Here is a 15,228-nt window from a genome sequence, read left to right on the forward strand (position 1 = left end):
TGAAATGATTTTTATTTGTTTTGGATGATTTGTGAGAAAGTAATTCCACTAAATTTAGTGGGATTTTTTAGTGAAATCATGTTATGCCATGGGTCAATGTCATAGCTTGCTAACTTTGTTTAGGGAAATAATGTGATAAAAACAACGAGTAGTTTACGAGATATTCTTGGCGCAGCATCGAACACCTACTCTTCGGAGTATCTCCAGTCTCTGGATATTGTGCGCGGTGCTGAGCTGACGCCAACGGTAACGCCAGCAGAGCCTGGTGTGGTCAATATTGACACGGCCACTGATAATACCGGTAGCCAGCAGGGCAATATTACCAATGGCGGGCTGACCGATGATTTGACGCCGACGATCGGCGGTCATATTGATTCCGCTGAAGGTCTGGCCATTCGTATCTTTATCAACACCCAGTATGCCGGAACGGCGGTGGTGGGAGCGAATGGTGACTGGTCCTTCACACCGGGGCAGCCGCTGGAGATCAATCATGAGTATATTTTTCAGACGGTGATCAAGGATCCGGGTGGCGATTCGCTGCTGATTTCCCTGCCTTATACTATTTACACCGTCCCGACGGATTACGATGTGGTTATCGATAGACCGGTGATCGATGCGGCGACGGATAATGCCGGCACGATTGTGGGTGAGGTATATTTCGGTGGTGCGTCCGATGATACGACGCCGACCTTTCATGGCAGCGCAGATGCGAATGCGGTGGTGCGTATTTACGACGGCGCAACGCTGTTAGGCTCGGTGCAGGCAAACGGCAGCGGTGCGTGGAGCTTCACGCCGCTAACGCCGCTGAGTGGGGACGGAACGCACAATATTACGGTCAGAGCCTCGCTGGGTAATTCCGGCCAGGAAGCGACGTCGGATACCTTTGAATATATTCTGGATACCCGGGGGCCGGGCTCGCTGGCCATTACCGGCGCCTATGACGACGTGGGCAGCGTGACGGGCAATGTCCCGGATGGCGGCGTGACGGATGATAAACTACTGAAGCTGAGCGGTACCGCAGAAGCGGATAGCATCGTGACCATTCATCTGTCGGTGAACGGGGGGGAATATTCGGCTAACTATATGACGATAGCGGATAGCAACGGTTACTGGACGCTGACGATGGGAAGTAACCCCTATCCGTCCACGCAGGGGACCATGGTTTTCACTGCTACTGCCACAGATGCCGTGGGCAATACCAGTACCAGCGCCAGCTACACGGTGAATCTGGTAGGCAGCAACGAGGACAATCCCTCAGTACCGGATGCGCCGACGATAGCCGTCTATTACGATGACGTGGGTCCGGTGCAGGGATACAGCGTGAGCGGGGGAACAACGGACGATAATACCCCGACCCTGAATGGCCTGGCGGCAGCAGGCGGTGTGGTGAAGATCTATGAAGGGGGCATGTTACTGGGGTCGACCCTGGTCGAAAATAATGGCGGGTGGCGCTTTACGCCGTCGGCGCTTGGCAACGGTAGCCACGTTTTCACCGCCACGGTGACCGATACGGTGGGCCATACTAGCGCGCAGTCAGGTGCATTTGTGATTAATGTTTATACCGCCGACACAACAGCGCCGGATGCCCCCGTGATTAGTAACTACTATGATGATGTGGGGGCGACGCAGGGATATGACGGGAACGGGGGAACGACGGATGATACCACCCCGACCCTGAATGGTCTGGCGGAAGCTAACAGCGTGGTGAGAGTCTATGAAGGTGGTACGCTGCTGGGGTCGACCATCGCCAATAGCAGCGGGGGGTGGAGTTTTACGCCGTCGACGCTCGGTGGGGGGATACACACCTTCACCGCCACGGCGACCGATGCAGCGGGTAATATAAGCGCCCACTCAGGCGATTTTGCGATCAATGTGCAGGCTTCTGCTCCTTGCGTAAGCGGAGAATTTACAGAAACGTTTAATGACGCGGCGGCTGCCGCCTTCTGTGAAGGGGGCGTTTTCCATCTGGAGCATTTCGATATAAGCGTGAATTCATCCGGTACGCCGTGTAGTACCGTCAGACCCGGAATTTGCAATGGCGCTATGGTGTTATCCAAGGATGCTTCGGTAACGTTGAATATGGATCATCCACTATCGTGGATTTCATTTGAGGTTAGCCATCTTGTGACGAAGGGAGAGATTATTGCTGCCTATTTGGATGAAAACGGTAAAGTCCTGCATCAGGATGTCTATGGGAATGTCGGGGGAACGACGATGAGCTATGTGGCAACGGGGGGAGAGCATATCGCCTCCGTGCAGCTGACTGCTGTAGCTCCCATGATTCAGTGGTGGGAAGATCCCTCTCCAAAATATATTATTGTTGATAATATTACCGGCCACTATGCGTCGGATTGTTCGGGAGATACATTCTCAGCGGCTGCATTTTCTCAGATGTTAACGGAAGATAGTCATACCATCGAGCTGACCGATGGTATGCAGGACAAACTGCAATTGACCCTGAATGATATTCTCAGTGAGGCGCATCCCAATCTGTTTGTGGGGGATGGAAACCAGCAGCTGGCAATCACGGGTGATAAAGGTGATGTGGTGGAGCTGAAGGTGGAAGACCTGTCTCACAATGAATGGCAGGATGTCGGCCAGGTTGTGACCGGTGGGATTCAGTATGAGATTTACCAGCATGCTGCTTCAAGTGTGGAGCTGCTTGTTCAACATGGTGTGGAGTTGCATCAGGTAGCGTGATGGGAATTAAAATCGGGTAAGTAAAAAAATAAATATCCTCCGGCATAGCCGGTAATGCCGGTAATGCCGGTAATGCCGGTAATGCCGGTAATGCCGGGAGTGTTAGAAATTCTGTGTCATTCAAGTCAATATATAATCAAAAAGGAATGACACATGTCCCAGCCCTTCGATTTTGACAAAGCACTTAAAGCCCTTCAATCCGGTCAGGCATTAACAGGCAAAGATGGTATCTTAACGCCATTAATCAAGCAGTTAACCGAGGCAGCCCTGTCTGCTGAGCTTGATTCCCATCTGGCTCAGGATGTGGAAGCAAACCGTAAAAATGGTTCCGGAAAAAAGACCATTAAAGCCCCGACAGGCAGTTTTGAACTGACAACCCCGCGCGATCGCAACGGCACTTTTGAGCTACAACTAGTGAAGAAGCATCAGACTACGCTGTCCGACGAGATCGAACGCAAGATCATTCGCCTGTTTGCGCTGGGGATGAGTTATCAGGACATCAGCCGGGAGATTGAAGAGCTTTATGCCTTCAGCGTTTCAACCGCCACCATGAGTGCAGTAACCGACAAAGTCATTCCTGAACTAAAACAGTGGCAGCAGCGCCCGCTGGAGAAGGTTTATCCCTTCGTCTGGCTGGACGCCATTCACTATAAAATCCGTGAGGATGGTCGTTACCAGAGCAAGGCAGTTTATACCGTGCTGGCGCTGAATCTTGAGGGCAAAAAGGAAGTCCTGGGCCTGTATCTGTCGGAAAGCGAAGGGGCGAACTTCTGGCTGTCGGTATTAAGAGACCTGCAAAACCGTGGCGTGGAAGATATCCTGATCGCCTGCGTGGATGGGCTGACAGGTTTCCCGGAGGCGATAAACAGCATTTATCCGCAGACAGAAGTTCAGTTGTGCGTCATTCACCAGATACGCAACTCGATTAAATATGTGGCGTCAAAACACCACAAAGCGTTCATGGCTGACCTGAAGCGGTGTATCGTGCGGTGTCAAAAGAAGCGGCAGAAACGGCGCTGGATGAACTGGAGGCGAAATGGGGCCAGCATATCCGGTGGTACTCCAGTCGTGGCGTCGCAAGTGGGAAAACCTGTCAGCATACTTCCGCTATCCGGCGAATATCCGCAAGGTCATTTACACCACGAATGCGATTGAATCGGTACATCGGCAGTTCAGAAAACTGACCAAAACTAAAGGTGCTTTCCCGAATGAAAACAGTCTGTTGAAGCTGCTTTATCTGGGACTGATGAACGCGCAGGAGAAATGGATATGATCTACACAGCATTCCGCTTCCAGTATGTTCACGCTTTTCCATTCACACAGCTTTCTTAAGATCTTACCTATCGCCCTGCGCTTCCCTCCATAGAACACCTGTCTCCGGTATTTCGGCGCAAAAAATATGTGATATTTACAGTTCCATCGGGTATGCGCTAAGCTCCTTTCGTCCCCTATTGGGACCCCCTTTTGATTTCTTGTTTAACCCTTGCAGTTGCCAGATCGCAAGGTGTTTTAACAAATCAAAAGGGGTTTATATAACTGATTTATAGCTGAAAGCTTCACGTAACCCCCAGCCTGGCTGGGGGTTTTCTGTATACAACAAAAAGCAGGCGCATTGCCGCCTGCTCTTATATTTATTCGATAACCCGGGAGTGTTGCTTTACTGTCCGCCGGACTGAGGCGGGAACGGCGTCGGGGTTTGCGGCTGCGTTTGTTCAGGCTGGGCGGGGCTTCCGTTATCCAGAGGCAGGCCGAACATTCCCTGAAATGCTTCCAGCGGCATCTTCTCGCCATTGAGATCGATCTGACCATCGGCATATTTCAGCACGCTGGTGATGTTATCATCCTGCTGTTTGGTCAGGTGGAACATGGTACCCATCGCCGCCAGGCCACGAACCTGCTGGTCAGCCAGCTTCGCCGCCTGGTCATCCTGATAGCCTTCCAGTTTCGCCACCTGAGTCATCAGCGCTTTGGCCATCGGCATCGGAATGGTCAGGTTGCCGTCCATGGTTTTGATAATGCCGTCGGCGGCCTGCTGAGGCGTTTGGGGCTGCGCCTGCTGCTGCGGCTGTTTGAAGGTCAGATTCAGGTTCAGGGTGCTTTCCCCCTTATCATTCTTCCAGCTCAGCGGCGCGACGGAAACCTGCGGCTCGCCCTTCAGCAGAATCGGCAGGTTAGCCAGCAGGATATCGGTGGCGCGCTGCTGATAGCGTTCGGGATCCTCCATCATGCCGGGCTCCGCCAGCAATGCCTGAGCCTGGGCGTTATACTTCTGGCTGAACTCATGCAGCGCGGCGCCGTCAATGCGGCTGGCCTTCAGCATCAGGCTTCCGCTCCCCATATTCTGGTTCTGAACCTGCAGCGCCTTCAGCGTGTAGTCGAGCTGGCCGCCCAGATGCTTGCCATCCTCTTCCACCCGGGAGACCGCATTCAGCGCCAGTCCTTCCAGAGTCGCCATATCCTTACCTTCGATGCTCAGCGTCAGCTTATCGACGTTCAGCTTCTGGTTGCCGACCCGCTCTTTAAAGTCGGTCATGCTGGTTTCACCGTCGATATTAAAACCGTCGATCGCCATACCCACCTGCTGGTCGTACTCGTTAGGGCCGGTGAATCTGGCGTTGCCCACTTCGCCTTTAAGGGCCATGGTATCGCCGTCGCGGCTGACGTCTGCGGTAAATTCACCACCGCCGAATACCACTTTGTTTTTCTCGTGGGTCATCTCAAGCGGGCGCAGCGCGATATCCGACGAGGTATCGCCGCTGTAGCCGACGCGGGTATCCACATCAATAAAGGATTTGCCGCCGGTGCTTTCAAACAGCGACTTCGTGGTGTCGTTATTGATAAGCGTGGTCTGTACCGAGGCCATGGCGGGCAGCAGGTTGAATCTCTTCAACTGACTGGCCGGGAAGGGGCCGTGATCCACTTTTTCATCGAGCAGAATGGTGCTGCCTGCCGGGAGCCAGCTTTTCTGCGCGGCGGGATCGGTTTTCAGCGCCAGCTTCAACTGACTGGAGAACAGGCCGCGCTGATAATCCTGATAGCTGAGGACCAGACCGGACTGCGGCGCGGTCTGCTTGATCTGCGCGTTGGCATCGGCGACCGCCTGGGCGATACGCTGCTCCAGCTGTTTGCCGGTATACCAGGAGGCACCGGTCCAGACGACACCCAGCGCAACAACAACACCTACGGCAACCAGAGATTTTTTCATAAATTCGTTTCCCTATGAGACCGGACGCAGGGGCCCGGCAGAATGTAACAGCCTTCCAAAAAAGCTTAACAATCTCCGTATAAAAATTCAGTAACTTATTCGTGGCTCAGGAAAAAGAGAGAAAAGGGCGCCGGATGGCGCCCTGAAAGATTAGAGTTTGTTATAGACCCGGGCCAGGCGACCGCTACCGCTGGCGTTAACCGGGCCGTCGCTGGCCGGAACAAAGGCCGACTCCCCGGGTTTGAGGGTAAGAGTCTGGCCGCCGTTTTCCAACTGCGCTTCACCCTCAATGCAGAACAGAATCGCGGCGCTCTGCTGACTCAGCGAAGCCGGGGCGGCACCCAGGTCGTGCAGGGAGAAGGCGAAATCATCCACCGGAATCGGGAAGTCCAGCTCCGCCCCATGCTGTTCAGGCTGGGTCAGCAGGGTATCGGCGGCGCGCGGCGTGAAGCGCACGTTGGCCACCAGCTCCGCAATATCGATATATTTCGGCGTCAGACCGGCGCGCAGCACGTTATCGGAATTGGCCATGACTTCCAGCGCCACGCCCTGCAGATAGGCATGGGGCGTTTCGGCGAACAGGAACATCGCCTCGCCGGGGTTCAGCTTCACCACGTTGAGCAGCAGCGGCGAAAACAGGCCGCTGTCGTCCGGGTAAACCTCCGCGATGGCGCGAATGGTCTGCCAGGGCTCACCCTGCTGGTTGTTCAGTTCGGCTTTCAGGATATCCAGCGCCTGGCGTTTTTCGTCGCCTGCCAGATTCAGCAGGCCGGCAAACAGTTCGCGCAGTTGAGAGGCATCAGGCTGTTGCAGGAAGCGTTCAATAGCAGGGTGCGCTTCCTTTACCGGCCGGAGTAGGGGCAGGAGTTCGCTGAACTCACGAAAGGCGTTCATCGCCAGGAAAGGGGTGAGCGCAAAAACCAGCTCGGGCTTGTGATTGGGATCTTTATAATTACGCTGCGGCGAATCCAGCGGAATAGCGGCGGCATTCTCTTTAGCAAAACCGATTTCGGAAGCCTGCTTGTTGGGGTGTACCTGAATTGAGAGCGGCTGGTCGGCGCACAGTACTTTAAACAGAAAGGGCAGTTCGCCGAAACGCCGGGCTACCGCATCGCCGAGCAGCTTTTCAGGCTGTTCATCAATAAGCGCGCGCAGGGGGCGTTCGCTACCATCGGCCATCGCCACCCGGGAACTGCTTTTAGGATGCGCGCCCATCCACAATTCCGCCATTGGCAGATTGTCGGGATTCGGGATGCCGTATAGTCTGGTTAGCGCTGTTTTGCTGCCCCAGGCATAATTTTGCACTGAATTGATTAATTTTTGCATTATCAATGCCCTGTAATTGATCAGAAAAAGTCTGACGTTATTAAACCAGTTCCCTTGAATGAAGTAACCAGGCACAACAAAAAGTCGTACTAGTCTCAGTTTTTGTTAAGAAGATGTGTATGATTGTGTGGCATATTGTTATGGTGATTTTGACGCGCGGCGCGCGTCGGAATGGATGCTTACCCTGAAGTAGCAAGTGAGAGAAAAAATGTCGAACAAACCCTTCCACTACCAGGAGTCTTTTCCGCTCAAACCCGATGACACCGAATATTATCTGCTGACCCGCGACCACGTCTGTGTGACAGAGTTCGAAGGGCAGGAGGTGCTAAAAGTCGATCCTCAGGCCCTGACGCTGCTTGCTCAGCACGCCTTTCACGACGCTTCTTTTATGCTCCGCACCGCCCATCAGCAACAAGTCGCCGCCATCCTTGACGATCCCGAAGCCAGTGATAACGATCGCTATGTGGCGCTGCAGTTCCTGCGTAACTCAGAAATCTCTGCCCGCGGCGTGCTGCCGACCTGTCAGGACACCGGCACCGCGATCGTGGTCGGTAAAAAGGGCCAGCGAGTCTGGACCGGCGGTGGCGATGAAGAGGCGCTGTCGCGCGGGATCTATAACACCTACATTGAAGATAACCTGCGCTATTCGCAAAACGCGGCGCTGGATATGTACAAAGAGGTGAACACCGGCACCAACCTGCCGGCGCAGATTGACCTTTATAGCGTCGACGGCGCGGAATATAAGTTCCTGTGCATCGCCAAAGGCGGCGGCTCTGCCAACAAAACTTATCTGTACCAGGAGACCCGCGCGCTGCTCAATCCCGGGCGCCTGAAGAATTACCTGGTCGAGAAGATGCGAACCCTGGGGACCGCGGCCTGCCCGCCGTACCATATCGCCTTTGTGATTGGCGGCACCTCGGCTGAAGCCAACCTTAAGACCGTGAAGCTGGCCTCCACCAAATACTACGACGGGCTGCCGACCGAAGGTAACGAATATGGTCAGGCCTTCCGTGACGTCGCGCTGGAAGAAGAGTTGCTGCAGGAGGCCCGCAATCTGGGGCTGGGCGCTCAGTTCGGCGGTAAGTACTTCGCGCACGATGTGCGGGTGATTCGTCTGCCGCGTCACGGCGCTTCCTGCCCGGTGGGGATGGGGGTTTCCTGCTCTGCGGACCGAAATATCAAGGCTAAAATTAACCGCGACGGTATCTGGATCGAGAAACTGGAGCAGAACCCAGGGCGCTTTATTCCCGAGGCGCTGCGCCGCTCTGGCGAAGGCGAGGTGGTGAATGTCGATCTTAACCAGCCGATGGATGAGATCCGCAAGCTGCTGTCGCAGTATCCGGTGGCGACGCGCCTGTCGCTGAACGGTACCATCATCGTGGCGCGCGATATCGCTCACGCGAAGCTCAAAGAGCTGCTCGACAGCGGCGAGCCGCTGCCTCAGTACATTAAGGATCACCCCATCTACTATGCGGGCCCGGCCAAAACGCCGGAAGGCTATGCATCAGGATCGCTGGGGCCCACCACCGCGGGCCGTATGGACTCCTATGTCGATCAGCTACAGGCCAACGGCGGCAGCATGGTGATGCTGGCCAAGGGTAACCGCAGTCAGCAGGTGACTGATGCCTGTCATAAGCACGGCGGTTTTTACCTGGGCAGTATCGGCGGTCCGGCGGCGGTGCTGGCGCAGCAGAGCATCAAGCATCTGGAGTGCGTGGCTTACCCGGAACTGGGGATGGAAGCTATCTGGAAGATCGAGGTTGAAGACTTCCCGGCCTTTATTCTGGTGGATGATAAGGGCAATGACTTCTTCCAGCAGATCCAGAACAGCCGCTGCGAGATTTGCGTTAAATAACCTTCAGGGCCGCCGTCGGGCGGCCTTTTATATCGCACGAAGCACCAAACCCTTTCCCTGTCCTGGCGCATACTCAAACCGTTGAACCCTTTTTGGTACACAGGAGTGCGTTATGGCAGCAACGCGTCGCGAACATGACTCTATGGGCGACATCGAGGTCTCTGCGGACCGGCTTTGGGGCGCCCAGACCCAGCGCTCGCTGGAGCACTTTCGTATCTCGGTAGAAAAAATGCCCCCGGCGCTGATTCGGGCGCTGGCGCTGACCAAGCGGGCCTCGGCCCGGGTAAACCAGGATCTCGGTCTGCTGGATAGGCAAAAGGGCGAAGCCATTATTCGCGCCGCCGATGAAGTTCTGGCAGATCAGCACCCGGATGAATTCCCGCTGGCGGTCTGGCAGACCGGTTCCGGAACCCAAAGTAATATGAATATGAATGAGGTGCTGGCGAACCGGGCCAGCGAACTGCTGGGCGGCGAACGCGGCATGAAGCGTCTGGTGCATCCCAACGACGATGTCAACAAGAGCCAGAGTTCGAACGACGTCTTTCCCACCGCCATGCATATAGCGGCGCTGGTGGCGCTGAATGAGCAACTGTTGCCGCAACTGGCGCGTCTTACCCAGACTCTGCACGACAAAGCGGGGGCTTTCCAGGATGTGGTCAAAATAGGCCGAACCCACCTGCAGGACGCCACGCCGCTGACGTTGGGGCAGGAGATCTCCGGCTGGGTGGCGATGTTAAGCCACGCCCGGCGTCATATCGAGGCCGCCCAGCCGCATCTGACGGAGCTGGCGCTGGGCGGCACTGCTGTCGGCACCGGGTTGAATACCCATCCTCAGTACGCTGAGCGGGTGGCGCAGGAGATAGCCCGTCTGAGCGGCCAGCCTTTTGTCACTTCGCCCAATAAATTCGAAGCGCTGGCTGGTTGCGATGCGCTGGTTCATGCCCACGGCGCCCTGAAAGGGCTGGCGGCTTCGCTAATGAAGATTGCCAACGATGTCCGCTGGCTGGCGTCGGGGCCGCGCAGCGGTATTGGTGAGTTAAAAATCCCGGAAAACGAGCCAGGCAGTTCGATTATGCCCGGCAAGGTTAACCCGACTCAGTGCGAGGCGCTGACCATGCTCTGTAGCCAGGTGCTGGGTAATGATGTGGCGATCAATATCGGTGGCGCTTCGGGCAACTTTGAGCTGAACGTGTTCCGGCCGATGGTTATCCATAACTTCCTGCAATCCACGCGGTTGCTGGCGGACGGGATAGCCAGCTTTAACGAGCATTGCGCGGTGGGTATCGAGCCCAATCGGGAGCGCATCGCGCAGTTGCTTAACGACTCCCTGATGCTGGTTACGGCGCTGAATACCCATATCGGCTATGACCGGGCCGCGGAAATTGCCAAAAAGGCTCACCATGAAGGGCTGACCCTGAAAGCGGCGGCGCTGGCGCTGGGCTACCTGAGCGAACAGCAGTTTGATGCCTGGGTACGGCCGCAGGAGATGGTGGGGAGCACGATCAAATCTTGAGTGACAATGTCACTTTTCCAGCCACAGGTGCAGACGTGGAATCATTAATTCCAGCGGCTGCGCCTGGGGGCGGTGGCGATGCTGAATGTTATCGGCATCATAGTTAAGCAGCTCGCCAATATCCGGCACTGCGCTGCCTTCCGGGCACAGCACCAGCAGCGGCGAGGGGCAGGCATACTGTACCTGGCGCTGCCTGTCGGCATACCAGACCCGGGCCACGGGCTGAACCTTGACCGGACGACGGATTTTCAGGCGCGCCCGTTCCGGCAGGGCAGCGATATCGTTGTACTCCTGGGTGACCATCTCCGCCCACTGCTCCCGATTCCAGGGGGCCACCGTGCGACCGGCCCGTAGACTTTTTTCCAGCATCTCCAGTACCTGATTGCGGGTAAGATTCTTGACGATCTGCTTATTGGCCCAGCCGAAGCGCAGGGTGGCTGCGCCTTCCACTGCGGTCAGGCGCCGGTATGCATTCAGGGTAATTAACCCGGGCAGATGCTGGTGTACCCACTCAAAACGACGGGCTGCGGGCAGGTCAGATTCCCTGGTGACTATTTGCTCCAGCTCTGCCTTCAGGGTATTTACCTGCTCAATGCCTGCACGCAGCACGGCGTGTTGCTGTGTCGTGACCGAATAGCACAGGGCACCGGGCAGGCGTACCGCTGCTTTGCTGCTGCGGCGCTCCGACTGCTGCTGGATGAACAGGCGGGTAAAGTGACGCCAGGCGGCTTCCTGCGCCCGCTGTCCCGTTAACTGCGTGACCGCAATCTGGTTGACCGGTTCATGTTCGGCGCCTTTTTCTACCACCGGCAGTTCAAATACCCGCCCGGCCATCAGGCGACAGGGGCCGAACTGCTGGCGCAGCCCGGACAGAGCCTGTTCTAACTGGCGAAACGTGGTGGTCAGGCGTTCATTCAGATCGTAACGGGACATGATGGCACCTTAATTAGTTACAACATACTGATGATTTATAGCACGGGTGCCGGTTTGCAGCCAGCGCGATCGTGGCGTCCGACAGGAAAACCTGAGATTACGCCGGTTTGGTGTCCTGAATCACCATAGGCCACTCCAGGCTAAAGCGGGCGCCGCCGAGGGGGCTGTCATCAAGACGAATGCTACCGCCGAACGCCGTGGCAATGGAGTGAACGATAGCCAGCCCCAGCCCGCAGCCGCCGGTATTGCGATCGCGGCTGGGATCGAGTCGTACAAAGGGGTCGAAGATGTGTTGACGCTCCGCTTCCGGTACGCCGGGGCCGTCATCCTCTACGCACAGCGTCAGGGCAGCTCCTGTCGTTTTTAGCGTTACCTGTACCTGTTCGCGGCTGTAGCGTAGGGCGTTATTGACCAGATTATCCAACGCCCGTGATATCAGACGCGGATCAACGCTGGCCGTTACCGGCGCTTGTGGAAGAGCCAGTTTGATAGCACGCTCCGGGTGAAGCGGGCGCGCTTCTCTTATCTGCTCTTCCAGCCAGTGGTTCAGATTGATGGGGCTCAACAGGAGTTCCGGCTGGGGTCGATCGAGCCGCGCCCAGGCGAGGAGTTCATCGATCAGCGCTTCCAGTTGACCAATATCGCGATTAAAGCCGCGTGCAGTTTCACTTTCCGGATCGTCGCTCATCGCCAGCCGGTAGCGTAGCCGCACCAGCGGGGTACGCAACTCATGGGCGATATCGTCGATCAGCCGCTTTTTACTGGCGACCAGGGTATTGATATTGTCCGCCATCTGGTTAAATGCCAGCCCCATGCGCGCCAGACTGGAGTTCTCTTCCAGCCGTAGTCGGGCATCCAGATGTCCCTGGCCGAAGCGCTGGGCGGCGGTCTCCAGTTTCAGCATATCCTGCCAGTGAGGGCGCATCCAGACGAAGACCGGAAAGGCCAGCGAGATAGCAATAAAGGCGATAAGCCCCACATCCAGCAGCCGCATTTCATGCAGGAAGAACAGATAGGGTACCGGTCCGGCAGAAAGCACATAGCGGCTGTCGGGAATCAACTGGATAAAGGTGTAGCGATCGTCCAGCGCTACGATATCGCCATCGCGCAGTCGATGAATATCATCGGCGGTAAGATCGTACGACTTCAGCGGTTCGATACTCAGGGTAAAAGAGAGATTCAGATCCAGATCGTCAAGGGTTTTAGCCCAGTCCCGGGGCGGTATCTCACGCAGTTCGCTGCGTACCATATACAGGGAACTCTTCATCAGATCGTCCAGCGACTGGCGCCCGGCGCGTTCGGCAGTGAATTTATACACCAGCCCGACCAGCATGCTCATGACCAGGAAGCAAACGAACAGCAGCAGGTAGAACTGGATAAACAGCTTTCTCATGGCGTACGGCTCCTGCCGCCCGGGTCGGGCGGTCGATGATAATTAGCGTTCCCAGGCCTGGGGGGCGAACAGATAGCCTTTATTGCGCACGGTTTTAATACGGCAGGGTTCGGCGCCGTTGTCGCCCAGCTTGCGCCGCAGTCGGGAGACGGCGACATCCACGCTGCGGTCCATACCGTCGTAGCTCATGCCGCGCAGGCTGTGTAGCAGCGCATCGCGATCCATCACCTGGCCGGCGTGGGTCGCCAGCTCCCACAGCAGATCGAAGTCAGCGGTAGAGAGCGTCACCTCTTCATCGTTTAACATTACCTGACGGTTGACCGGGTCGATGCGCAGCATCCCAAAGGTTAGCGGGCGGTGTGGAATCGGGGCCGTTTGCAGCGTGGGTGTATGATGTTCGCTGGCCTGACGCAAATGCAGCCGCAACCGCGCCAGCAACACCGGCGGCGGCGTGGTTTTCAGAATATAGTCACAGGCGCCCAGCTCCAGGGCCAGGATATGATTCATATCGCTGTCGAGAGAGGTCAGCAGCACGACAGGACCTGACCATTGGGGCCGCAGATCGCGACACAGGGTCATACCGTCTTTGCCGGGCAGCATAATATCCAGTAACACCAGATCGGGCTGCTCCCGAAGGATGGTCTGTTCGGCGCGATCGCCACGATTTTCCAGCACGACATCGATATTATGCCGTCCCAGCCATGAGGCAATTAACGACCCGACTTCCGGGTCGTCTTCCACAAATACGATTTTGCTCATCCAGGATGTCCTGAAGGGATCACCAGCGCAGGGGGCGACCGCCATCGACGGCGAAGCTGCGTCCGGTGACATAACAACTGGTCATCAGGTAGCTTACCAGATCGATAATCTCCTTTTCGCCAGGTGCAATTTTCATTAACGATTTATTGAGGGTTTTCTGGCGAAAGGCCGCATCGTCTTCTTCATAGAACAGAATCAGCCCAGGGGCGATAGCGTTGACTTTCACCTCTGGTGCCAGCATTCGGGCAAAAGAGCGGGTCAGGTTATCCAGCGCCGCTTTACTGGCGGCATAGGCCATATGGCGGTCGCTGCCGCGCTCCACCACGTAATCGGTAAAGTGGATAATATCGGAAGAGGCGTGACCATAGCCGCGCAGCAGCGGCGCCAGCTCGTGGTTAAGCAGATAGGGTGCATGAACATGAATCTGTAGCATCCGCGCCAGCGTGTCCTGGCGGGGGACCTCCGGGCTTTCCGCCTCCCAGACGCTGGCGTTATGGATAATGGCGCGCAGGCCGTCGCAGCGTGACCTCACGGCTTCAGCGAAGGCGAAGATGCCCTCATCGTTGGAAAAGTCGGCCTGCAGGCAGGTGGCGCCGCGCTCTTCCAGAATATCAATCGCTTCATAGCGGGTACGGTAGCTCACCACAACCGGCGCCTCTTCGTCCAGAAAGTGGTGCGCCAGCGCCAGACCGATACGGCGGCCGCCGCCGGTAATCAGTACAGGGCGCTGCAGTTTCTCCCCCATCGGAGCCTCCTTGTTATTATGTACGACGGGGCAGGCTTTACCCCATAAGCATCCAGGTTGCCGGGAATGCGGCAACCAGTATCAGGAAGATGATAGCCTTTTCCTGCATATTCAGCGAGTTGTCATGGTTATGACTGGAGGGAAATGGCGCATTTTGGTCAGCGTTTGCGCGTTTTGTCGAAAGAGATATGCAGAAACATCATTTTGCGCCAGACCCGATTATGCAGGCAGTAACTGACCATTTTCCAGAAGGCGTTGCTATTGAGACTCATCAGACTGACCACTGCAAACAGGATGCAGATCAGAGCCCCCGGAAATGTTACGCCAGGATAGGGTATGTCAGTTATTGCTGCAAGTAGATAAATAATGGCCCCGACTGCGGCCACAAGGGTGAGTCCGATAAGTACTTTCAGGGCGCTAATCACCCCTTTGCTCAATAAAAACAGGGTAATGGCGTTTATCCCGGCAAAAAGCAATGCTGTGGCAGTGATAGCGACAAAAACCTTATGGCGGGGAATTGCGGCCAGGTCAAAAATGATTGACCACAGGGCAAGTTGGGGAATAGCAAAGCTCACAACTACGCAAAACACACTAATGATGGCGGGTAGTCCTGAGTAGTGCCAGCCAGGTTGCCCCATCTGCTCAGCCAGTTGATTTTTTAGCTTTTCCAACTGCGGATAGTCAGCTTGTTTTATTTGTTGATCAACATCGATATAGTCGTGGAGGCGCCTGGGGCATATCTTGATGGGCATTGTACACTCCGTTAATTATATCGTAGTAGAGAATGACTGAATGAGTC

Annotated in this window: 10 protein-coding genes and 3 pseudogenes; 4 read left to right on the forward strand and 9 right to left on the reverse strand. The window is 55.9% G+C overall.

The window, feature by feature from the left end; genetic code table 11:
* The first annotated feature begins 132 nt into the window (after positions 1 to 132).
* Both FEM41_RS16625 and FEM41_RS16630 read left to right on the forward strand, forming a co-directional pair.
* A complete protein-coding gene (locus FEM41_RS16625) occupies positions 133 to 2,700 on the forward strand; it encodes an Ig-like domain-containing protein (RefSeq protein ID WP_138097313.1) in 2,568 nt (855 codons plus the stop codon).
* 153 nt (positions 2,701 to 2,853) lie between these two features.
* Positions 2,854 to 3,967 (forward strand): annotated as a pseudogene (locus FEM41_RS16630) (IS256 family transposase); the annotation flags it as partial.
* On the opposite strand, the pseudogene tnpA reads toward FEM41_RS16630, so the two are convergent.
* The 3 genes and pseudogenes from tnpA to manA form a co-directional block, all read right to left on the reverse strand.
* A pseudogene (gene tnpA, locus FEM41_RS16635) lies at positions 3,964 to 4,152 on the reverse strand (IS200/IS605 family transposase); the annotation flags it as partial. The pseudogenes FEM41_RS16630 and tnpA sit on opposite strands and share 4 nt — an antisense overlap.
* Before the next feature lie 205 nt (positions 4,153 to 4,357).
* Positions 4,358 to 5,905: a YdgA family protein gene (locus FEM41_RS16640; protein WP_138097314.1), complete on the reverse strand. Its 1,548-nt coding sequence runs from the start codon at positions 5,903 to 5,905 to the stop codon at positions 4,358 to 4,360.
* Positions 5,906 to 6,055: 150 nt separating this feature from the next.
* Positions 6,056 to 7,231, reverse strand: coding sequence for a mannose-6-phosphate isomerase (gene manA, locus FEM41_RS16645; RefSeq protein WP_138097315.1), 1,176 nt, complete (start codon positions 7,229 to 7,231; stop codon positions 6,056 to 6,058).
* A 208-nt stretch (positions 7,232 to 7,439) separates the two neighbouring features.
* Between manA and fumA the strand changes: the two genes are divergently transcribed.
* On the forward strand, positions 7,440 to 9,086 hold the full coding sequence (gene fumA, locus FEM41_RS16650) for a class I fumarate hydratase FumA (protein WP_138097316.1): 1,647 nt from the start codon (positions 7,440 to 7,442) through the stop codon (positions 9,084 to 9,086).
* Positions 9,087 to 9,198: 112 nt separating this feature from the next.
* A complete protein-coding gene (fumC, locus tag FEM41_RS16655) occupies positions 9,199 to 10,599 on the forward strand; it encodes a class II fumarate hydratase (protein ID WP_138097317.1) in 1,401 nt (466 codons plus the stop codon).
* Positions 10,600 to 10,608: 9 nt separating this feature from the next.
* Here the strand turns inward: fumC and tus are convergent, their stop codons facing one another.
* The 6 genes and pseudogenes from tus to FEM41_RS16680 form a co-directional block, all read right to left on the reverse strand.
* Positions 10,609 to 11,532 (reverse strand): DNA replication terminus site-binding protein, encoded by a 924-nt coding sequence (tus, locus tag FEM41_RS16660; RefSeq protein WP_138097318.1) that lies wholly within the window; start codon positions 11,530 to 11,532, stop codon positions 10,609 to 10,611.
* Positions 11,533 to 11,629: 97 nt separating this feature from the next.
* Positions 11,630 to 12,925, reverse strand: coding sequence for a two-component system sensor histidine kinase RstB (gene rstB / locus FEM41_RS16665; protein ID WP_138097319.1), 1,296 nt, complete (start codon positions 12,923 to 12,925; stop codon positions 11,630 to 11,632).
* A gap of 42 nt (positions 12,926 to 12,967) precedes the next feature.
* Positions 12,968 to 13,684 carry a two-component system response regulator RstA gene (rstA, locus tag FEM41_RS16670; RefSeq protein ID WP_138097320.1) on the reverse strand — a complete coding sequence of 239 codons (717 nt, stop codon included), beginning with the start codon at positions 13,682 to 13,684 and terminating at the stop codon, positions 12,968 to 12,970.
* 19 nt (positions 13,685 to 13,703) lie between these two features.
* Complete coding sequence (gene folM, locus FEM41_RS16675) at positions 13,704 to 14,429, reverse strand: dihydromonapterin reductase (protein WP_138097321.1); 726 nt, start codon at positions 14,427 to 14,429, stop codon at positions 13,704 to 13,706.
* Positions 14,430 to 14,466: 37 nt separating this feature from the next.
* Positions 14,467 to 14,565: pseudogene (locus tag FEM41_RS25190) on the reverse strand (hypothetical protein); the annotation flags it as partial.
* Positions 14,566 to 14,587: 22 nt separating this feature from the next.
* Positions 14,588 to 15,181: a hypothetical protein gene (locus FEM41_RS16680; protein ID WP_138097322.1), complete on the reverse strand. Its 594-nt coding sequence runs from the start codon at positions 15,179 to 15,181 to the stop codon at positions 14,588 to 14,590.
* Positions 15,182 to 15,228: the final 47 nt, after the last annotated feature.

This window comes from Jejubacter calystegiae (assembly GCF_005671395.1).
Classification (GTDB): Bacteria; Pseudomonadota; Gammaproteobacteria; order Enterobacterales; family Enterobacteriaceae; genus Jejubacter; species Jejubacter calystegiae.